Genomic DNA, 20,411 nt, shown 5'->3' on the forward strand with positions numbered 1-20,411 from the left:
CAGCGTGTCGTCCTTCCCTCTGTTCTGCCCAGCGGGTGGCTCGCACTCACGTTTCCCCGGGGCGTGCCCGGTCGTTGAGACCCGTGTGAGGCACGCAACTGGACGCGCACGGCGCGCGGGGGCCGCGCTGGCCGCCGTACTGACATGGGCGGGGCTGCTCGCGGGCTGCTCCGCCGACGGCCCGGGACCGCTGGGCATGGGCGGGACACGGGGGGACTCCCCGGCCCCCGAGGACGTCATCCGGGTGACCCCCGACGACGGGAGCCGGGCCGTACGCCCGGACGAGCGGCTGCGGATCAAGGTGCCCGGCGGGCGCCTGGAGAAGGTGACCGTGGTCAAGGAGCAGGACGCGCGGGTGACGCCGGTCCCCGGGCGCGTCGCCGCCGACGGGCTGACCTGGCTCCCCGACGAGGAACGGCTGGCGCTCGCCGCCCGGTACACCGTCGACGTGGTGGCGCGGGACGCCCGGGGCCGCCGCTCGGCCCGGCACACCACCTTCACCACCTCCGTCCCCGGCGAACGGTTCATCGCCTACGTCACCCCGGAGAACCGCGCCACCGTCGGCACCGGCATGATCGTCTCGCTCTCCTTCAGCCGGGAGATCACCGACCGGGCCGCCGTGGAGCGCGCCGTCCGGGTCACCGCCCGGCCGCCCGTGGAGATCCGCCCGCACTGGTTCGGCAAGGACCGCCTGGACTTCCGCCCGGAGCGGTACTGGAAACCCGGCACCGAGGTCACCGTGGACCTGCGCCTGCGGGACGTGGAGGGCGCGCGGGGCGTGTACGGCCTCCAGGACAAGACGGTCGCCTTCACCGTCGGCCGGAGCCAGGTCTCCCTGGTCGACGCGGCCCGGCACATGATGGAGGTGCGGCGCGACGGAGCGCTGCTGGCCACCGTCCCCATCACCGCCGGCGCCCCCAAGCACCCCACCTACAACGGCAAGATGGTGGTGATGGACATGCTGGAGGTCACCCGCATGAACAGCCGCACGGTCGGCTTCGGCGGCGAGTACGACATCCCCGACGTCCCGCACGCCATGAAGCTCACCGACTCCGGCACCTTCCTGCACGGCAACTACTGGGCCCTGGACGCCCCCGGGACGGCCAACATCAGCCACGGCTGCGTCGGCCTCCGGGACGTCAAGGGCGGCGGTTCGGACACCCCGGCGGGCTGGTTCTTCGACCGCAGCCTCGTCGGCGACGTCGTCGAGGTCGTCCACAGCAAGGACAAGACGGTCGCCCCGGACAACGGCCTCGGCGGCTGGAACATGGACTGGAAGGACTGGACGGCGGGCAGCGCGGTGCGGTGACGGCGCGCGGGGGCGGTGCGCGGGGGTGACCGGGTGAAAGGGCGGCCGGGCCGGCGGGGGGAAGTTGCGACGGAACGGTGACGTTCACCGGACGCCCGGCCCACATCCAGGCAGTTAATATGCGCGCACCGAAGTGGTGGGGAGCGGGCCGGGTCATGCCTGGTCCGGCGAGGGGAGAACAACTTGAACATGCGGCCTGTACCGGGGGCGTCGGCTAGGGGGCGGCGGGGCCGTGGGGGACTGGCGGTCATAGCCGGGGCCCTGGTGCTGTCGCTCGCCGCGTGCGGCGGAGGCGGAGGTTCCGGGGCCGGTTCCGGCAACGCGCAGGGCCCGGGGGACGGGAAGGACGCGCAGTCCACGGCCGCGGTCAGCATCGCGCCCAAGACCGGCGCCACCGGTGTGGACACCAGCGGCGCCCTCAAGGTCGGCGTCGCCCGGGGCAAGCTGACCGAGGTCACCGTCAAGGACGAGAAGGGCACGAAGGTCGAGGGCGCCATCGGCGCGGGCGGCGCGTCCTGGACGCCGTCGACCCATCTGGCGGCCGGCACCAAGTACACGGTGCACGCGGTCGCCGAGGACTCCGCGGGCCGCCGGGCCGCCGAGGACTCCACATTCACCACGCTGACGCCGAAGAACACCTTCGTGGGCTACTTCACCCCCGAGGACGGCTCCACCGTCGGTGTCGGCATGCCGTTCTCCATACGTTTCACCCGGGGCATCACGCACCCCGAGGCCGTCGAGAAGGCCATCCGCATCAAGACCGAGCCCGCCGTGGACGTCGAGGGCCACTGGTTCGGCAACGACCGCCTGGACTTCCGCCCGGAGAAGTACTGGAAGGCCGGCACCAAGGTCACCGTCGACCTCGACCTGGACGGCGTCGAGGGCCGCGACGGCGTCTACGGCAAGCAGCGCAAGACCGTGAAGTTCACCATCGGCCGCAACCAGGTCTCCATCGTGGACGCGGCCAAGCACACGATGAAGGTCACCCGGGACGGCAAGGTCGTCAAGACCATCCCGGTCACCACCGGCAAGCCCGGTTACGACACCTGGAACGGCCAGATGGTCATGAGCGAGAAGCTCACCGTCACCCGCATGAACGGCGAGACCGTCGGCTACGGCGGCGAGTACGACATCAAGGACGTCCCGCACGCCATCCGCCTGACCACCTCCGGCACCTTCCTGCACGGCAACTACTGGGGCGGCGGCGCCTTCGGCAACTACAACGCCAGCCACGGCTGCGTGGGCCTGCGCGACGTGCGCGGCGGCTACGACAGCTCCGTCCCGGCGGCCTGGTTCTTCAACCGCTCGATGGTCGGTGACGTGGTGATCGTCAAGAACTCCCACGACCGCACCGTGGCCCCGGACAACGGCCTCAACGGCTGGAACATGTCCTGGGCGGAATGGAAGAAGTGACCTGGGACCGACATGACGGGCCCGGTGCTGTGACCTACGGCACCGGGCCCGCCCGCGTTAGTCCCCGTTAACCTGGGCCCATGACCGTCACTCTCGAAGTCGCCGAAGGCGTCGGCACCCTGCGGCTGGACCGGCCGCCGATGAACGCGCTGGACATCGCCACCCAGGACCGGCTGAAGGAGCTCGCCGAGGAGGCCGGCCGCCGGGACGAGGTACGCGCCGTGGTCGTCTACGGCGGCGAGCGGGTGTTCGCGGCGGGCGCGGACATCAAGGAGATGCAGAACATGGACCACGCCGGGATGATCCGGCGCGCCCGTGCCCTCCAGGACGCCTTCACCGCCGTCGCCCGCATCCCCAAGCCCGTCGTCGCCGCCGTCACCGGCTACGCGCTCGGCGGCGGCTGCGAGCTGGCCCTGTGCGCGGACTACCGGATCGCCGCCGACAACGCGAGGCTCGGCCAGCCCGAGATCCTGCTCGGGCTGATCCCGGGCGCCGGCGGCACCCAGCGGCTGCCCCGGCTGATCGGCCCCTCCCGGGCCAAGGACCTCATCTTCACGGGGCGTCAGGTCAAGGCCGACGAGGCCCTGGCGATCGGCCTGGTGGACCGGGTCGTCCCGGCGGCCGAGGTGTACGAGCAGGCGCACGCCTGGGCCGCGCGGCTCGCCAAGGGCCCGGCGATCGCGCTGCGCGCGGCCAAGGAGTCGATCGACACCGGTCTGGAGACCGGCATCGACACCGGGCTCGCCGTGGAACGGAACTGGTTCGCGGGCCTGTTCGCCACCGAGGACCGCGAGCGGGGCATGCGCAGTTTCGTGGAAGAGGGCCCCGGCAAGGCGAACTTCGTCTGACGAGTGGGTGAACGGTCGGCGGAGCGGGGCGTGTCCGCTCCGCCGACCCGGCCGTGTCACGCCGTCGATTGACGTGTTGTCTTATTCCCGAGTCCCCCGTTGGGGCGGTTCGTGGGAGCCTTGGCGCAACCCTGGAACCGCGTCGCCGAGGGAGTCCGACGCTTGCCGGAAAGTGAGCCGTCGTCGCAGGTCAGCGGGGCCCTGTCGGACATTTTCGCGCCATTGGCATATGTCGCCGGACAGGGCCGGGTCGAGCATGCCCGGACGGGGTATTCCTGCGGAACGCCCCCCAAGACGGCTCTGGACGGCCATCATGGGGGCATGGCGGGGCTGGAGGGCAACGAACAGCCGCGGGGACACGGCCGTGCAGCCGCGGCACGCTGGTCGCCCGCGGTCGCGGACGAACAAGCGCTCAAAGCGCTCGAACTGTTCGGCGACCCGACGGAGGCGGAGGTCCCGCTGCCGTCCCGCCCGGAATCCGCGGCCAGCGCCCGCCGGCTCGCCCAGGTCGTGGTCCTGAACACCTGGCGGCTCAGCCCCAGGCTGACCGAGGACGCCGTACTGCTGGTGTCGGAACTCGTCGGCAACGCGGTACGGCACACCGGCGCCCGCGTCTTCGGCCTGCGCATGCGGCGCCGCACCGGCTGGATCCGGGTGGAGGTCCGCGACCCCTCGCGCGGCCTGCCCTGTCTGATGCCGGTCCAGGAGACGGACATCAGCGGACGCGGACTGTTCCTCGTCGACAAGCTGTCCGACCGGTGGGGCGTGGACCTGCTGCCGCGTGGCAAGACCACGTGGTTCGAGATGCGCGTCGCCGACCGGTAGACGGCACAGACGGCACCGGGCCGGCGAGCCGGAGCGCCGGAGAGCCCCCTTTCCCTCCGTATCGCCCCACGCGGGTCTCTCCGCCCCCGGTCACACCGGCGTCTTCGGCCGAAGCAGCAGCTCCGCGCCCACCGGCCGGTACCCCGCCGCCTGGAACACCCGCAGACCGCGGGCGTTCCCCGGGGCGACCTGCGCCCACAGCGGCTCACCGGCCAGCTGGCGGGCGGCGGTCACCAGCAGCCGGCCGAGCCCCCGGTGCCGGGCGCCCTCGTCCACCTCGACCGACACCTCCAGCCGCCCGGCGACCCCGCGCCCCAGCGCCAGCACCCCGCCGTCGGCGGCCCAGGCCCGCACCCCGTCCCGGCGCCGGCGGGCATAGGCGACCCGGGGATGCCCGAGGTCCTCGATCTCCCGCAGCGCGCACGCCGGCTCGCCCGGCAGCGGTTCGCCCACCAGCACCGCGTCGATCGTCTCGGCCGTGCGCCCCGTCCGGTCCAGCAGGGCTGTCAGAAAGCGCGGGCTCATCGACGCGGCCAGCGGGTCGCCGTCCGCCGCGCGCAGGGTCTCGCGCACCCACGCCGGGTCCTCGTCGGTGAACACGACCGTGTGCGCGGTGAAGGCCAGCACCCCGGCGTCCCGTGGCGAGGGCTGCGGCAGCACCGTCGTCCCACCGTCGGCCGGCGGGAAGACGCCCGTTGCCACCGCGTCGAGAATGTCCCGCAAGGTCTCCACGGCCCCGTCCCCTCTTGAGTCTCCCCCCACTGGAAGGCCCAGACTCCCAGACATGAACGACGACGGCACCAGGCTGTTCACCATCGGCGAGCTGGCCGGGGCCACCGGACTGAGCGTGCGCACCATCCGCTACTGGTCCGACGAGGGCGTGCTCACCCCGGTGACCCGCTCGTCCGGTGGCTACCGGCTCTACGACGCCGGAAGCGCGGCCCGACTGGAGCTGATCCGCACCCTGCGCGAACTCGGGCTCGGCCTGGCCGAGGTGCGCACGGTGCTGGCCGGCGAGCGGACCGTGGCGGAGATCGCGGCCACGCACGTGGCGGCGCTGGACGCGCGGATCCGCTCGCTGAAGGTGACCCGCGCGGTGCTGTCGACCGTGGCCCGACGGGGCTTCCAGGCAGAGGAGACAACACTCGTGAACAAGCTCGCGCGGCTGTCCGCCGCCGAACGGCAGCGGATCGTGGAGGAGTTCGCGGCGGAGACGCTGCACGGACTGGACACCGTGGACCCCGACATCCGGGAGCGCATCGAGCGCACCGCCGTCCACCTGGCCGAGGACCCCACACCCGAGGAGGTCGACGCCTGGGTGGAGCTGGCCGAGATGCTCCAGGACCCCGAGTTCCGGGCGCAGATGCGCCGGGCCGTCGAGTTCAACGCGGCCGACCGGCGGCCCGGCGAGTCGCGCGGGGGGTCCCTGTGGTTCGCCAAGCGGCTCGTGGAACGGGTGGCGCCGGCCCGGGAGCGCGGCACCGACCCCTCGGGCCCCGGCGCCGAGGAGGTGCTGGTCGACCTGTTCGGCGACGCCGACCGGGCCGAGGTGCTGGAGCGCATGACGGCCGGCTTCGACGAGCGCGTGGCCCGCTACCGGGAACTGCTCGCCGTGGTGAACCGGCATCCCGCCCCGCCGTACGCCGAGGACTTCGCCTGGGTGGTCGCCGCACTCCGCGCTCGCGCGGGCCGTTAATCTGACCAGCGGCAGTACGCCAGTACGGCAAGAGAAACACGAGCAAAAGGGGCGGATCGGTGGCGGACATCGAGGAAGCACGCAAGCAGTTCCAGCGGATGGACGCGGACGGTGACGGGTTCATCACCGCTGCGGAGTTCAAGTCCGCCCTGGCGCAGCAGGGTGACTGGAACGTCACCGACACGGTCGCGGAGGCCATCATCAAGTCCCGCGACCTCGACGGCGACAAGGTCCTGTCGTTCGACGAGTTCTGGGCCTACCTGAGCAAGTGACCCCGGGACGGCAGGGGGTGCCCGTCCCGAGCGGGCCGGACACCCCCCTTCGTCACCCCGTCACCGCCTGCGTCCGATCCGCACGCTCCAGCGGCCCTCGTGCCGCTGGAGCGTCAGCGGCAGCCCGAAGCACGCGCCGACCCGGTCGCCGGTGAGCACCGAGTCCACCGGGCCCGAGGCCAGCACCCGCCCCCCGCGCAGCAGCACGGCGTGCGTGGTGCCCGCCGGCAACTCCTCCAGATGGTGCGTGACCAGCACCGTCGCCAGCTCCGGCCGCTCCGCGCGCAGTTTCTCCAAAGCCTCGATCAGCAGTTCCCGGCCGGGCAGGTCCAGGCCGGTCGCCGGCTCGTCCAGGAGCAGCAGCCGCGGCTCGGGCATCAGCGCCCGCGCGATCAGCGTCCGGCCCCGCTGCCCCTGCGACAGCGTCGGCCACCGGGCGTCCCGCAGCGCGCCCAGCCCCAGCGTGGCCAGCAGCGCCTCGGCCCGCTCCCGTTGCTCCGGGGTGGGCCGCCACCGGGGGACCGGCTCGACGGAGTTCGTCGCCCCGGTCAGCACCACGTCCCGGACCCGCAGCGGCGAGGTCAGCGGATGGCGGGGGTCGACATGTCCGACCAGCGTCCGCAGCTGCCGCAGATCCACCCGGCCCAGCCGGTGCCCGAGCACCTCCACCGTGCCCCGGGTCGGATGCACCACCGCGCCGAGCAGCCCGAGCAGCGTGGACTTGCCCGCGCCGTTGGCGCCGAGCAGCGCCCAGTGCTCACCGGCGCGCACCGTCAGCGACACCTCCTCGAGCAGCGGCCGCCCGTCCCGGACCACATGGACGTCCTCGGCGCGCAGTACCTCGCTCACCGCACCGCCCGGTTCACCGCGGACAGCACCGCCCGCACCGGCGCCGACGGGCCGGTGCCCGCGCCCCAGGCCGTCACCCCGGCGACCCGGCACCTGGCGAAGGCCGCCGCCGAGTCCTGGACGAAGTCCAGGATCTCCACCGTCAGTCCGGCGCCGGCCAGCGCGTCGGCGAAGGCGGCCGCCACACCGGTGCCCGTGCCCTCGTGGCCGCCGACGCGGCCGCCCGCCTGAAGGGTGCCGGTGAAGCGGTGGACGCCGGGTGCCTCCTCGTGCGCGGACCAGTCGTGCAGCCGTACCGCGCCCTCGGCCAGGTAGGCCGACCGGAACAGCTCGTACAGCTCCTTCGGTGTGGCCTCCCGTCCGCTGTCGTCCGTCGCCTCCTGCACGATCCGCGCGAACTCCGGCCGCATGTCCGGCGGCAGGTCGATCCCCGCGTACCGGTTCAGCAGATACGCCACCCCACCCTTGCCGGACTGGGAGTTGACGCGGATCACCGCCTCGTAGGACCGCCCGAGGTCGGCCGGGTCGACCGGCAGGTACGGCACCTCCCACGGCGCCTCCCGCTCGCTCAGCCCCGCCTCGGCCGCGCGCCGGGCGTGGTGGGCCAGGCCCTTGCTGATGGCGTCCTGGTGGGTGCCGGAGAACGCGGTGTGGACCAGCTCGCCGGCGTACGGGTGCCGGGGGTGCACGGGCAGCCGGTTGCAGTGCTCCACGGTCTCCCGTACGGCGTCGATGTCGCCGAAGTCCACCATCGGGTCGACGCCCTGGGCGTAGAGGTTCAGGGCGAGGGTCACCAGGTCGACGTTGCCGGTGCGCTCGCCGTTGCCGAAGAGGCAGCCCTCCACCCGCTGCGCCCCGGCCAGCACGGCGAGTTCGGCGCAGGCCACGCCCGTCCCGCGGTCGTTGTGCGGGTGGACGGAGAGGACGACGGACGTTCGGCGGGACAGGTTGCGGTGCAGGTACTCGATCTGGTCGGCATACACGTTCGGGGTGGCGATCTCCACCGTGGCCGGCAGGTTGTGGGTCACCGGCCGGTCGGGGCTCGCGTCCCACAGCTCGGTGAGGCCGTCGCACAGTTCCAGCACGAAGTCGGGCTCGGTGAGGTTGAAGGTCTCGGGGGAGAACTGGAAGCGGACGCCGGGGGTGTCGCCGGCCCGCCGGGCCATGTGCCCGGCCGCCTCCCGCACGGTCCGCCACACCTCGTCCCGGCCCCGCCCGAGCACCACGTCCCGCCACACCGGCGAGGTCGCGATGTACAGGTGTACGACCGCCCGGGGCAGCCCGGCGATCGCGTCGAAGGTCCGGTCGATCAGGTCGGTCCGGGCGGGCGTGAACACCACGGGCGTCACATCGTCCGGTACGGCCCCGTCCTTGACGAGGTGCCGTACGAAGTCGAAGTCCGTCCGGCTCGCGGACGGGTAGCCGACCTCGATCTCCTTGAAGCCGGTCGCCACCAGCAGATCGAAGAAGCGGCGCTTGCGGGGGGTGTCCATCGGCTCGGCGAGCGCCTGGTTGCCGTCGCGCAGGTCGACGGGGACCCACAGCGGGGCGCGCTCGATACGGGCGGAGGGCCAGCGGCGGTCGCCGGCCGGGACGTGCACGCGGTCCTGGTAGGGGCGGTAGCGGTGGTACGGCATGCGGCTGGGCCGCTGCGGGTTCCAGACGGGAGGTGCGGTGGTCATCGTCGGGCGGTGGCCTTCGGCTCGGTCGGACGGTGACCGGCAGCGCGGAGCCCCGCGGCGGGGCGCCGGTCGCGTCAGACCCCGCCGCGGCAGCCGAGAAGAAGCAGACCGCGGATCATGCCGGGTACGCTAGCGACTCCTCAGCTCCTCAGACAAGTGAGATTCGAAGTGCAAGCCCCTCACACCCCGGACAAGTTGGTGACGTCGATGCCGCTCGGTGCCCTCCGCCCCAGCCCGCTGGTCGAACAGGCCGCGCAGCGTCTCCGCGAGCGGATCGCGGCCGGGGACTGGCCGGTCGGCGGCAAACTGCCCGGCGAGACCACGCTGGCCAAGGAGCTGGGCGTGGGCCGCTCCACGGTCCGCGAAGCCCTGCGCGCCCTCGCCGGCGCCGGGCTGGTCCGGCCCCGGCACGGCGCCGGCGTCTTCGTCACCGCCACCGAGCCCGCCGAGGACTGGCCCGCCCGGCTGCGCCGGGCCGCGGTCACCGACGTGTACGAGGTCCGCATGGGCGTCGAGGTCCAGGCCGCCCGGCTCGCCGCGCGCCGCCGCACCCCCGAGGACATCACCGCGCTGCGGGCCGCGCTCCAGGGCCGCCGGTCGGCCGCCGGCGGCGGTGACGCGGCCTTCGTGGAGGCCGACATCGCCCTGCACGCGGCCGTGGTCACCGCCGCTCACAACCCGGTCCTGTCCGATCTGTTCACCGAGTTCGTCCCCGTCCTCCGCGAGGGCCTGATCGCCCTCCTGGACCTCACCCGCCTGCGCGAGACCGACCCCGGCACCGGCGACGACACCCACGCCGGCCTGGTCGACGCCGTCATCGCCGCCGACCCGGAGGCGGCGGCGGCCCTCCTGCACACCGAACTGGAGTCGACCCTGCGGCTGCTGCGGAAAGGCGGCGAGGCGATGCCGTAGCCGGCCCACGACCACGACGGGACACCGGCGATCGTCAGGGTGGACGGGGTCCCGGATCATTTCGCGGTGGCCGGCGGAATAGGGCGGCCACCGGTGCCGTTGACCCCGGCGTCAGAAGGATGCACGCGCATGAAATATCGGAGGGTCGGCCATGAAGATCGGCATCATCGGCGCGGGGAACATCGGCGGCAACCTCACCCGGCGGCTCGCCGCCCTCGGTCATGACGTCTCCGTCGCCAACTCCCGCGGCCCCGAAACGCTGACGGACCTGGCGCGGGAGACCGGAGCCACCCCGGTGCGCGCCGAGGACGCGGCCAAGGGCGCCGAGGTCGTCGTCGTCACCGTCCCCCTGAAGGCGGTCCCGGACCTCCCCCAGGGCCTGCTGGACGGGGCGGCCGAGGGCGTCGCGGTGATCGACACGAACAACTACTACCCCAAGCAGCGGGACGGCCGGATCGACGCCATCGAGGACGAGGGGCTGACCGAGAGCCGCTGGGTCGAGAAGCACCTCGGTCACCCCGTGATCAAGGCGTTCAACGGCACCTACGCCGAGGACATCCTGGACCGCCCGCTGCCCGCCGGCCACCCCGACCGCATGGCGCTGCCCGTCGCCGGGGACGACGAGGCCGCCAAGGCGAAGGTGCGCGCCCTGATCGACGAACTCGGCTTCGACACGGTCGACGCCGGCGGCATCGACGACTCCTGGCGCCAGCAGCCGGACACCCCGGTCTACGGCCTGCGGGCCGGCGCGGACGCGGTACGCGCGGCCCTGGCTCAGGCGTCCACGCAGCGCCCGGCGGACTTCCGCTACTGAGAGGCCCGCCGCCCGGCTAGGGCGTGGCCCAGTCGCGCAGGTCGTCCTTGTCCGCGAAATGGGCCACGTTCTTGTCGAGGGGTTCGCTGGTGTACTGGTGGAACCGCCACTTGGCCTTGATCCGGGGTTTGCCCGCGGCGACGTAGTCGGCGATCCACAGCCCGTCCCCGGCGTAGGACGTGGTGTCGATGTTCAGCCAGAAGTGGCGGTTGCAGTAGAGCACGACCCGGTTGTCCGGCCGCAACTCCTTCAGCCTGCGGATGAAGCGGTCCTTCTCCGCGTTGCTCGCGTGGGTCCCCTCGCCGGTGTTCTCCCAGTCGACGGCGAGGATGTCGCCGGGGCGGTCCGGGGCGTGGCGCAGGAAGTACTCGGCCTGGGCGGTGATGTGGCCCGGCCACAGGAAGTGGTAGAAACCGACGACCAGGCCCGCGTCGCGCCCGCGCTTGGTCTGGGCCGCGAGTCTGGGGTTGACGTACGAACGGCCCTCCGTCGCCTTGACGAAGACGAAGGACAGGCCGCCCGTGGCATAGGAGGAGGACTGGAAGGCGCTGACGTCGATGCCATGGAGCATGCAGGGGTTGTGCCCTGTGCGCCCGTGGCCGGAACCTTCAGCCCCGGGTCGTCACCGAACCGAGTACGGACGCGGACTTCGCCGACCAGTCCGAAGTGATCAGGCTCGCATGGCCCTTGGCCAACAGCGCGAGCCGGGCGGCGACTTCGGCGTCCGTGGGGTTGGTGGAGGAGATCGCCGGGGACACGTTGTGGGCGTCGGTGGCGATCAGGACGTAGTGGTTCGCGGAGTAGAACGACGTGTCGTAGCCGTTGTTGGCATAGGCCGCCGCGTCGCCGTCGAAGAACACGAACCAGGGGCGGATCGAGGCGTCGTAGCGGCTGGTGCGCGGGTCGCCGGCGGCCGCGCCCAGTACGGCGGGGAAGGCCTGGGCAGCGGAGATGTTCCCGGCCGCGGACAGATCGCGCAGATGGTCGCCGTACTCCTCGTCCGTCCAGTAGCTGTCGAACGGGTTGGCCTGCTCCACCGTGCCGGGGATCAGGTCGAAGAGGAACTTGCCCCTCAGCGAGTCCCGGGCCGGCCAGGCATCGGCCCGCGCCGCCGCGTCCAGCGTGCCGTACGTGCCGCCGAGCAGATCCGCCGGTTTGTAGACGTCGCCGCCCAGCTTCTGCGCTACGAGCGTGTCGAACTCGTCCGGCCCCATGCCCGCCTTGTCGTTGAAGCCGACCTTCATCTCCACCTTGACGACGATCGGCGGATGGTCGGGGTGGAGCCGGTTCCAGGCGGCCATGTTGTCCAGACAGCTGCCGAGGTCCTGGTTACGGCTCTTGCTGTACAGCTCGCTCGGCGTCTTGGCGGCCTCGCAGTTGTTGTCGTTGCCCAGCGGGTTGCCGTGGCTGACCCGCCAGCGGTGGCTGATGCTGTCGACGTACACGTCCAGCTCCAGCAGCGAGGCGCCGGAGTCCAACGCCTGTGCGAAGTACGGGTACTTGTCCTTCTCGTACGCGTTGTGCGTGCCGATGGCCGTGGTCCCGGAGAACTTCGGCGACGCCGCGTGGGCGTTCACCGGTGCCGTCGCCAGCACCGCGGCGGCTCCCGCGAGCGCCACCGGCCGTATCCATCCGCGCATGTCCGAACTCCCCTTCACCGACGCCGAGTCGGCGGCAGCCTAGGGGTGATCGGTTACCGCGTGGTAGTCCCTGGAGGAACATCGGCCGCCGTACCGGTCGAGCGCCACCACAGGCTCGCCGTCCCGTCGGTCCCCACGGTGGCCACCAGCCGCGCGTCCGGGCTGAAGGCGAGCGCGGTGACGCGCTCGGCCCCGTCACCGAGCGGGCGGCCCAGCGGGCGGGGGCGCGCGCGGTCGGTGACGTCCCACAGCCGCACGGTCCGCGCGGAGTCCACGGTGGCCAGCAGCCGGGCGTCGGGACTGAAGGCGAGCGCGGTGGTCCGCCCCTCCGGACCGCCGAAGGCGGGCCCCGCGGCCTCGGGGTGCCGGGGATCCGACACGTCCCACAGCCGCACCGACCCCTCGGCACCGGCAACGGCGAGCGTGTGGCCGTCGGCGGAGAACTGGGCGGCGGCGACCGCCTGGTGCAGCCGGCTCAAGGTGGTCAGCCGCAGCGGCCGTCCCGTGTCCAGGCGCAGTTCCGCGAGCCGGGCGGAGCCGGTCGTGCCCGAGTCGGCGAAGACGACCCGGTCCCGGCCCGCCGCGACCGCCTTCACCTCCATCGGGGCGCCGTCGACGGACCACCGGGTCGCCCCCGAGCCGACGGCGAGCGCCCGTACGTCGGCCCCCCCGGCCGCCACCAGCGTGCGGCCGTCCGGACTCGTCGTGACGGCCGTCACCCGGCGCACGCCCGCCGGGACCGGGACCCGCTCCGGATGTCCGGGATCGGTCAGGTCCCAGGTGCCGGCCGAGGACCGGGTGACCGTCAGCAGCAGCCGCCCGTCCGGGGTGAACGCCAGCGCCTCCGCCCGCCCGCGCGGACCGAGCCGGCCGGCGGCGGTCAGGCTCCAGTGCTCCGGACCGGGCGCCTGGACCCGCCCCGGCACCGCCCCCCGCCAGGGGCCGGGCAGCACCTCCTGCACCGCGGCGGCCGTCAGGCACGTCAGGGCGACCAGCCACGTGGTGAGCAGCCCCGGCAGCCACCGGCCCCGGAACCCCGGCCGGTACCGCAGCGGCGCCCGCGCGGGAGCCGCCGCCACCGGCACCGGGCGCGTCCCCAGGGCGGCGATCAGCCGCGTGCCCGGGCGCGCGTGCGGCATCGGCGGCAGGTCGGCAGGGCGCGCGGCCAGCGCCAGCACCAAACGGCCGAGCGCGCTGTCAGCTCGCAGCACTGGACCCCCTCGGCTGCGACAGCGCCTCTTCGGCATCCGCGCCGGCCTGCCGGGCGGTGGGCAGCGGGGGCTCGGGCTGCTGACCCGCGCCCGCGCCGGTGATCGGGATCGCCTGGAAGAACTTCGCCACGACCAGCGGGGTGGTCACCCCCACGGCGAACGCGGCGGTCGCGTTCGGCAGCTGACCGGAGTTGCCCAGCGCCGCGGTGAGACCGAACCCGGCGAACAGCCGCAACCCGATGGCCACCAGCATCACCGGCCGGTCGGCACGGGTGCGCCAGGGCCAGCGCCAGCGGCTGCGCGGACCCGTCGGACGCATCAGCGCCGAGAGGTTGAGCGCTTCGGCCACACTGCTGCCGAGCAGTCCCCACAGCGCGGGGTACAGGTCGATCACGCCACCGATGGTAGCGCTGGGTGATGCGAATAAAGCTATTTGTGACGGTGTGGTCGGAAATCGTACCGGTTCAGCACTCGATGATGTTCACCGCGAGCCCGCCGCGCGCGGTCTCCTTGTACTTCACGCTCATGTCGGCGCCGGTGTCCTTCATGGTCTTGATGACCTTGTCGAGGGACACCTTGTGGGAGCCGTCGCCGCGCATCGCCATCTTCGCGGCCGTGACCGCCTTCACCGCGGCCATGCCGTTGCGCTCGATGCACGGGATCTGGACCAGGCCACCGACCGGGTCGCAGGTCAGGCCGAGGTTGTGCTCCATGCCGATCTCGGCCGCGTTCTCCACCTGCTCGGGGGAGCCGCCGAGCACCTCGGCGAGCGCGCCCGCCGCCATCGAGCAGGCGGAGCCCACCTCGCCCTGGCAGCCGACCTCGGCACCGGAGATGGAGGCGTTCTCCTTGAAGAGCATGCCGATCGCGCCGGCGGCGAGCAGGAAGCGGACCACGCCGTCCTCGTCCGCGCCCGGCACGAAGTTGATGTAGTAGTGCAGCACCGCCGGGATGATGCCGGCCGCGCCGTTCGTGGGCGCCGTCACCACCCGGCCGCCGGCCGCGTTCTCCTCGTTCACCGCCATGGCGTAGAGCGTGATCCACTCCATGGCGTGCGCCAGCGGGTCGCCCTCGGCGCGCAGCTGGCGGGCCGAGACGGCCGCGCGGCGGCGCACCTTCAGCCCGCCGGGCAGGATGCCCTCCCGGGACATGCCGCGCTGGACGCACTCGCGCATCACCCGCCAGATCTCCAGCAGGCCCGCGCGGATCTCCTCCTCGGTGCGCCAGGCCCGCTCGTTCTCCAGCATCAGCGAGGAGATCGACAGACCCGTCTCCTTCGTCAGGCGCAGCAGCTCGTCGCCCGTGCGGAACGGGTACTTCAGGACCGTGTCGTCCAGCACGATCCGGTCCGCGCCCACCGCGTCCTCGTCCACCACGAAACCGCCGCCGACCGAGTAGTACGTCTTCGACAGCACCTCGGCGCCCAAGGCGTCGTACGCCCACAGGGTCATGCCGTTCGCGTGGTACGGCAGCGCCTTGCGGCGGTGCAGGACCAGGTCGTCGTCGCAGGAGAACGGGATCTCGTGCGTGCCGAGCAGCGCGATCCGGCCCGCCTGCCGGATCTTCTCCACCCGCTCGTCGGCGCTCTCCACGTCCACCGTGCGCGGCGAGGCGCCCTCCAGGCCCAGCAGCACCGCCTTCGGGGTTCCGTGGCCGTGGCCGGTCGCGCCGAGCGAGCCGTACAGCTCGCAGCGCACGGACGCGACGGAGCCGAGCAGGTCCTCGTTGCGCAGCCGGCGGGCGAACATGCGCGCCGCGCGCATCGGGCCGACCGTGTGGGAGCTGGACGGGCCGATGCCGATCGAGAACAGGTCGAAGACCGAGATGGCCACGGATGACTCCTCAATACGGGGGTGGTGCGAAAGGGCGGTACAGGGGCGCGGGCACCGCGCACGCCGGTACTCCCAGTGTGCGCGGTGCCCCGCGAAACGGACTTACTCGCTCAGACCCGGGTACAGCGGGTGCTTGTCGGCGAGCGCCTTGACACGTGCCTTGAGCGCCTCGGCGTCGTAGGACGGCTTCAGCGTCTCGGCGATCACGTCCGCGACCTCGGCGAAGTCCTCGGCCGTGAAACCGCGCGTGGCCAGCGCCGGGGTGCCGATGCGCAGGCCCGAGGTGACCATCGGCGGACGCGGGTCGTTCGGGACGGCGTTGCGGTTGACCGTGATCCCGACCTCGTGCAGCCGGTCCTCGGCCTGCTGCCCGTCCAGCTCGCTCTCGCGCAGGTCCACCAGGACCAGGTGCACGTCGGTGCCGCCGGAGAGCACGTTCACCCCGGCCTCGCGGACATCGGCGGCGGTCAGCCGCTCGGCGAGGAGGCGGGCGCCCTCGACCGTGCGGCGCTGGCGCTCCTTGAAGTCCTCGCCCGCCGCGACCTTGAAGGACACGGCCTTGGCCGCGATCACGTGCTCCAGCGGACCGCCCTGGAAGCCCGGGAAGACGGAGGAGTTCAGCTTCTTCGCGAAGTCCTTCTTCGCGAGGATGATGCCGCCGCGCGGGCCGCCGAGCGTCTTGTGGGTCGTGGAGGTGACCACGTCGGCGTACGGCACCGGGTTCGGGTGCAGCCCGGCGGCGACCAGGCCGGCGAAGTGCGCCATGTCGACCCACAGGTACGCGCCGGTCTCGTCGGCGATCCGGCGGAACTCCGCGAAGTCCAGCTGCCGCGGGTACGCCGACCAGCCCGCGATGATCACCTTGGGGCGGTGCTCCTTGGCGAGCTTCTCCACCTCGGCCATGTCGACCAGGCCGGTCTCGGCGTCCACGTGGTAGGCGACCACGTCGAACTGCTTGCCGGAGAAGTTCAGCCGCATGCCGTGGGTCAGGTGGCCGCCGTGCGCCAGGTCCAGGCCGAGGATGGTGTCCCCGGGCTGGGCCAGCGCGAACAGGGCCGCCTGGTTGGCGGAGGCGCCGGAGTGGGGCTGCACATTGGCGTACTCGGCGCCGAACAGCTCCTTGACCCGGTCGATGGCGATCTGCTCGGCCACGTCCACGTGCTCGCAGCCGCCGTAGTAGCGACGGCCCGGGTAGCCCTCGGCGTACTTGTTGGTGAGGACCGAGCCCTGCGCCTCCATCACCGCGAGCGGCGCGAAGTTCTCGGAGGCGATCATCTCCAGCGTCGACTGCTGGCGGTTCAGCTCGGCGTCGACCGCGGCGGCGATCTCCGGGTCCAGCTCGTGCAGGGGCGTGTTCAGGACGGTCATGGGGCTACGACTCCTCGCCGGTGCTGAAGGCGGTGTACTCGTCGGCGGAGAGCAGGCCGGCCGGCTCCTCTGTGACGCGTACCTTGAACAGCCAGCCGCCCTCGAAGGGGGCGGAGTTCACCAGCGACGGGTCGTTGACGACGTCCTCGTTGACCTCGGTGACCTCACCGGTGACCGGCGAGTACAGGTCGGACACCGACTTCGTCGACTCCAGCTCGCCGCAGGTCTCGCCCGCGGACACCGTGGAGCCGGCCTCGGGGAGCTGGACGAAGACGACATCGCCGAGCGCGTTGGCCGCGTGCTCCGTGATGCCGACCGTCGAGACGCCGTCCTCGGCGTCCGACAGCCACTCGTGCTCCTTGCTGTAGCGCAGCTGCTGGGGGTTGCTCATGGCCTGAATTCTCCTGTACGCGCGGGAGTGATGGTGACGGGGGGACTAGAGAAACCGCTGGTGAGCGGGCGAATGTGCGCAGGGTCACGCGCCGCCCTGGGGCCGGGGGCCCCGGGCCGGTGCGCGCGCCCGGCGGTTACTTCCGGCGCTTGTAGAACGGCAGCGCCACGACCTGGTACGGCTCGTGGGTGCCCCGGATGTCCACGCCGACGCCCTCGGTGCCCGGCGCCGCGTACGCCGCGTCGACGTAGGCCATGGCGATCGGCTTGCCCAGGGTGGGGGAGGGGGCGCCGGAGGTGACCTCGCCGATCACCTCGCCGCCGGCCACCACGGCGTACCCGGCGCGCGGCACCCGGCGGCCCTCGGCGACCAGCCCGACCAGGACCCGGGGCGGGTTCTGCTCCGCCCGGGCGGCGGCCTCGGCGAGTGCCGCGCGGCCCACGAAGTCGCCCTCCTTGTCGAACTTGACCACGCGGCCCAGCCCGGCGTCGAAGGGGGTCAGGGAGGTGGTCAGCTCGTGCCCGTACAGCGGCATGCCCGCCTCCAGGCGCAGCGTGTCCCGGCAGGACAGCCCGCACGGGACCAGACCGACGCCCTCGCCGGCCTCGGTCAGCGCCTGCCACAGCGCCACGGCGTGCTCCGGCTTCACGAACAGCTCGAAGCCGTCCTCGCCGGTGTACCCCGTGCGGGCGATCAGCGCCGGGACGCCGGCGACCGTGCCGGGCAGCCCGGCGTAGTACTTCAGGCCGTCCAGGTCGGCGTCGGTCAGGGACTTCAGGATGCCGGGGGACTCGGGGCCCTGCACGGCGATCAGCGCGTAGGCGTCCCGGTCGTCGCGGACCTCGGCGGCGAACCCGGCCGCACGCTCGGTGAGGGCGTCCAGCACCACCTGGGCGTTGGAGGCGTTGGCGACGACCAGGTACTCGGTCTCGGCCGGCCGGTAGACGATCAGGTCGTCCAGGATGCCGCCGTCGGCCTGGCAGATCATGGTGTAGCGGGCGCGGCCGACGCCGACGGAGGCGATGTTGCCGACCAGGGCGTGGTTCAGGAAGGCGGCGGCGTCGGCGCCGGTCACGGTGATCTCGCCCATGTGGGAGAGGTCGAACAGACCGGCCCGGGTGCGCACGGCGGTGTGCTCGTCCCGCTCGGAGCCGTAGCGCAGGGGCATGTCCCAGCCGGCGAAGTCGGTCATCGTCGCGCCCAGCGAGCGGTGCACGGCGTCGAGCGCGGTATGACGGAGTTCGGTACTGCTCATCGGTCGGTCGTCTCCCAGGGCAAAGGACGGGCGAGGAACGTTCCTCCCCATCTGTCATCGGAACCTGAGAGGTTCGCCGCCACCGCCACGGGGACGATCACGGCTTGCACCTTGGGTGGAGCCGCCGGCGACGGCGGCCCGCTTTTCAGATGTGCCTCGCCCGCGCGGTAACGGGGCCTGAGAGATTCAAGGGAGGGACTTGCTCCTTCGGCGCCCCAGGCGGCCCCGAGGGGGCCCGGGAACTCTCCCGCGCGGATTCAAACGGCCGGTATGCAGTTGGCGGGCTCATCATTGCACGCCGCACCCCGGCCATCCAGAGCCCACCGCTTGTGACCGACCTGTGGCCGTACCCGCATGAACCGCCGGGCCTTGTCCATTACCTTCCCTTTACATAGAACGGGCATGGGATCGACCAAGCCCCTGGGAGGACGATCACGGTGAACAGGACCTCGGCCTACGCCGCCCACGCCGGCCTCGCGGTGCCGGGACAGCCCTCCGCTGCGGCCCGCGAGCGCGGCGCGGACCGCCCCGCGCCGGTCGTCCGCGATCTGCGCGACCGGGCCGGCCGCAGCCCGCACGCCCTGCTCTTCGGCCCCCGCGACCTGGTGGTCGTCACCGGCCTGCCCGGCAGCGGCAAGTCCACCCTGATGCGCCGCGCGGTCACCGGCCGCCGCGTCGACTCCCAGGACACCCGGGACCGCTGGCAGGCCCGCCTCCCCGGCTTCCTGCCCTACGCGCTCTACCGCCCCCTGGTCCGCCTCGCCCACTACACCGGCCTGCGCCGGGCCCTGCGCACCGGGGAGGGGCTCGTCGTGCACGACTGCGGCACCCAGCCGTGGGTGCGCGCCTGGCTGGCCCGCGCGGCCCGGCGCCGGGGCGGCACCCTGCACCTGCTCCTCCTCGACGTCAGCCCCGAGACGGCCCGGCAGGGCCAGCGCGAACGCGGCCGGGGCGTCTCCCGCTACGCCTTCCGCCGTCACCGCCGCGCCACCGCCCGGCTGTTGCGCGCGGTGGAGCGGGGGGAGCTGCCGGCCGGCTGCGGCGCGGCGGTGCTGCTGGACCGGGACGCGGCGGACGTCCTCGCCCGCGTCGGCTTCACTCGGTGAGGCACTGTCGGCGCCACCCGCTAGCCTTCATGGTCACAGCAGTGGTTCCCAGCAGGCGGTAGGCACATGGACTTCCCGGCGGACTTCCCGGCACAGGCGCACCCGCACCCGCACGGCGGTTGGCCCGGCAACGAGCTGGAGGAGGTGCTGTCGGCCTCCCTCGGCATCCCCGCGGCGGGCGGCCGGATCATCGAGGTCCTCGGCCGCAGCCTCCTGTGGATCCCGCTGCCGGGCGGCGGGGGCCCCGACAGCCTCCCGCTGGACCTGCCGACGCTGGACATCGGCGGCCAGGCGTACGTCCCGGTGTTCAGCTCCGAGGAACAGCTCCGCCAGGTGGCCGGCTCCCACATGGCGTACACCATCGCCCCGGCGGTGGAGTTCGCCCGCGGCCTGCCCCCGCAGGTGGGCATCGCCGTCAACCCCGAGGGCGTGGTCGGCATACCGCTGCCGCCCCAGGCCGTGGCCGAGCTGTGCCGGGTGGGCCGCACTCCGCTGGACGGTCCGGGCACCGGCGGCCGGGTCCGCCTCTTCGAACCCGACTGGCAGGACGACCCGGTCGACTTCCTCGCCGCCGCCTCCGCGGAGTTCGCCGGGACCGGCGTGGTCCTCACCGCCCGCCGCTGCCTGGCCGCCGTCGAGACGGCCGACCCCGCCCTGTTCGTCGGCGTCGAACTCTCCCAGTGGGAGGGCGACCTGCGCGCCCTGCCCCTCCAGGCCCTCGGCAAGGCCCTGGCGGAGGTCCCCGTCAAGTGGCCGGTCAACCTGCTCCTGCTGGACGTGACGGACGACCCGGTGGCGACCTGGCTGAAGACGAACGTCCGCCCGTTCTACACATACGCCCACTGAAACGCGCCCCCGAAAGGGCGCGGGGCCGTGTCTGATATGCGGTTCCGCCGCGGGGCGCGAGAACCAACTACCCACCCGCACACGCGTACGACGCCAAGGCCCCGAGCTGCCAGGCGCATAAGCTGTGCTCATACGCCGGGTC

The 20,411-nt window shown here is 72.8% G+C and carries 21 protein-coding genes and 2 riboswitches; of the genes, 10 read left to right on the forward strand and 11 right to left on the reverse strand.

Annotation, left to right across the window (positions count from 1 at the left end; genetic code table 11):
* Positions 1-85 precede the first annotated feature (85 nt).
* From ABD350_RS35755 to ABD350_RS35770, 4 genes are all read left to right on the forward strand, one after another.
* Positions 86-1,309, forward strand: coding sequence for a L,D-transpeptidase (locus ABD350_RS35755; RefSeq protein WP_344353281.1), 1,224 nt, complete (start codon positions 86-88; stop codon positions 1,307-1,309).
* Positions 1,310-1,498: 189 nt separating this feature from the next.
* Positions 1,499-2,722, forward strand: coding sequence for a L,D-transpeptidase (locus ABD350_RS35760; RefSeq protein WP_344353282.1), 1,224 nt, complete (start codon positions 1,499-1,501; stop codon positions 2,720-2,722).
* Between the two features lie 80 nt (positions 2,723-2,802).
* Positions 2,803-3,570 (forward strand): enoyl-CoA hydratase/isomerase family protein, encoded by a 768-nt coding sequence (locus ABD350_RS35765; protein WP_344353283.1) that lies wholly within the window; start codon positions 2,803-2,805, stop codon positions 3,568-3,570.
* Positions 3,571-3,891: 321 nt separating this feature from the next.
* On the forward strand, positions 3,892-4,395 hold the full coding sequence (locus ABD350_RS35770; protein ID WP_344353284.1) for an ATP-binding protein: 504 nt from the start codon (positions 3,892-3,894) through the stop codon (positions 4,393-4,395).
* Positions 4,396-4,485: 90 nt separating this feature from the next.
* Here the strand turns inward: ABD350_RS35770 and ABD350_RS35775 are convergent, their stop codons facing one another.
* Complete coding sequence (locus ABD350_RS35775) at positions 4,486-5,127, reverse strand: GNAT family N-acetyltransferase (protein ID WP_344353285.1); 642 nt, start codon at positions 5,125-5,127, stop codon at positions 4,486-4,488.
* Between the two features lie 52 nt (positions 5,128-5,179).
* Here ABD350_RS35775 and ABD350_RS35780 point away from each other — a divergent pair, with 52 nt between their 5' ends.
* On the forward strand, positions 5,180-6,091 hold the full coding sequence (locus tag ABD350_RS35780) for a helix-turn-helix domain-containing protein (RefSeq protein WP_344353286.1): 912 nt from the start codon (positions 5,180-5,182) through the stop codon (positions 6,089-6,091).
* A gap of 59 nt (positions 6,092-6,150) precedes the next feature.
* Positions 6,151-6,363 carry an EF-hand domain-containing protein gene (locus ABD350_RS35785; RefSeq protein WP_344353287.1) on the forward strand — a complete coding sequence of 71 codons (213 nt, stop codon included), beginning with the start codon at positions 6,151-6,153 and terminating at the stop codon, positions 6,361-6,363.
* Between the two features lie 60 nt (positions 6,364-6,423).
* On the opposite strand, the gene ABD350_RS35790 is transcribed toward ABD350_RS35785, so the two are convergent.
* Positions 6,424-7,212: an ABC transporter ATP-binding protein gene (locus ABD350_RS35790; RefSeq protein WP_344353288.1), complete on the reverse strand. Its 789-nt coding sequence runs from the start codon at positions 7,210-7,212 to the stop codon at positions 6,424-6,426.
* Positions 7,209-8,894 (reverse strand): 2-isopropylmalate synthase, encoded by a 1,686-nt coding sequence (locus tag ABD350_RS35795; RefSeq protein WP_344353290.1) that lies wholly within the window; start codon positions 8,892-8,894, stop codon positions 7,209-7,211. The genes ABD350_RS35790 and ABD350_RS35795 overlap by 4 nt, the downstream gene beginning before the upstream one ends.
* 207 nt (positions 8,895-9,101) lie before the next feature.
* Here ABD350_RS35795 and ABD350_RS35800 point away from each other — a divergent pair, with 207 nt between their 5' ends.
* Both ABD350_RS35800 and ABD350_RS35805 read left to right on the forward strand, forming a co-directional pair.
* Positions 9,102-9,806, forward strand: a complete 705-nt coding sequence (locus tag ABD350_RS35800) for a FadR/GntR family transcriptional regulator (protein ID WP_344353365.1) — start codon at positions 9,102-9,104, stop codon at positions 9,804-9,806.
* A gap of 151 nt (positions 9,807-9,957) precedes the next feature.
* A complete protein-coding gene (locus ABD350_RS35805) occupies positions 9,958-10,620 on the forward strand; it encodes an NADPH-dependent F420 reductase (RefSeq protein ID WP_344353291.1) in 663 nt (220 codons plus the stop codon).
* Positions 10,621-10,636: 16 nt separating this feature from the next.
* On the opposite strand, the gene ABD350_RS35810 is transcribed toward ABD350_RS35805, so the two are convergent.
* From ABD350_RS35810 to gcvT, 8 genes are all read right to left on the reverse strand, one after another.
* Positions 10,637-11,191 (reverse strand): glycoside hydrolase family 25 protein, encoded by a 555-nt coding sequence (locus ABD350_RS35810; protein WP_344353293.1) that lies wholly within the window; start codon positions 11,189-11,191, stop codon positions 10,637-10,639.
* Between the two features lie 37 nt (positions 11,192-11,228).
* Entirely contained in the window at positions 11,229-12,260 is a 1,032-nt protein-coding gene (locus ABD350_RS35815; protein WP_344353295.1) for a phosphatidylinositol-specific phospholipase C domain-containing protein, read from the reverse strand.
* A 53-nt stretch (positions 12,261-12,313) separates the two neighbouring features.
* Positions 12,314-13,471: a WD40 repeat domain-containing protein gene (locus tag ABD350_RS35820; RefSeq protein ID WP_344353297.1), complete on the reverse strand. Its 1,158-nt coding sequence runs from the start codon at positions 13,469-13,471 to the stop codon at positions 12,314-12,316.
* Complete coding sequence (locus ABD350_RS35825) at positions 13,458-13,865, reverse strand: hypothetical protein (protein ID WP_189756669.1); 408 nt, start codon at positions 13,863-13,865, stop codon at positions 13,458-13,460. Before ABD350_RS35825 ends, ABD350_RS35820 begins: the two co-directional genes overlap by 14 nt.
* Positions 13,866-13,935: 70 nt before the next feature.
* On the reverse strand, positions 13,936-15,303 hold the full coding sequence (locus ABD350_RS35830; RefSeq protein ID WP_344353299.1) for an L-serine ammonia-lyase: 1,368 nt from the start codon (positions 15,301-15,303) through the stop codon (positions 13,936-13,938).
* A gap of 102 nt (positions 15,304-15,405) precedes the next feature.
* A complete protein-coding gene (glyA, locus tag ABD350_RS35835) occupies positions 15,406-16,671 on the reverse strand; it encodes a serine hydroxymethyltransferase (protein WP_344353300.1) in 1,266 nt (421 codons plus the stop codon).
* Positions 16,672-16,675: 4 nt separating this feature from the next.
* A complete protein-coding gene (gene gcvH / locus ABD350_RS35840) occupies positions 16,676-17,062 on the reverse strand; it encodes a glycine cleavage system protein GcvH (protein WP_344353301.1) in 387 nt (128 codons plus the stop codon).
* 136 nt (positions 17,063-17,198) lie between these two features.
* Complete coding sequence (gene gcvT, locus ABD350_RS35845; RefSeq protein WP_344353303.1) at positions 17,199-18,317, reverse strand: glycine cleavage system aminomethyltransferase GcvT; 1,119 nt, start codon at positions 18,315-18,317, stop codon at positions 17,199-17,201.
* A 41-nt stretch (positions 18,318-18,358) separates the two neighbouring features.
* Positions 18,359-18,472, reverse strand: a riboswitch (glycine riboswitch).
* A riboswitch (glycine riboswitch) is annotated at positions 18,473-18,577 on the reverse strand. It lies immediately after the preceding riboswitch.
* Between the two features lie 177 nt (positions 18,578-18,754).
* Between gcvT and ABD350_RS35850 the strand changes: the two genes are divergently transcribed.
* Both ABD350_RS35850 and ABD350_RS35855 read left to right on the forward strand, forming a co-directional pair.
* Complete coding sequence (locus ABD350_RS35850) at positions 18,755-19,423, forward strand: AAA family ATPase (protein WP_344353304.1); 669 nt, start codon at positions 18,755-18,757, stop codon at positions 19,421-19,423.
* 66 nt (positions 19,424-19,489) lie between these two features.
* Entirely contained in the window at positions 19,490-20,269 is a 780-nt protein-coding gene (locus ABD350_RS35855; protein WP_344353306.1) for an enhanced serine sensitivity protein SseB, read from the forward strand.
* Positions 20,270-20,411: the final 142 nt, after the last annotated feature.

It is taken from the genome of Streptomyces nogalater (assembly GCF_039532885.1).
GTDB classification, from domain to species: domain Bacteria; phylum Actinomycetota; class Actinomycetes; order Streptomycetales; family Streptomycetaceae; genus Streptomyces; species Streptomyces nogalater.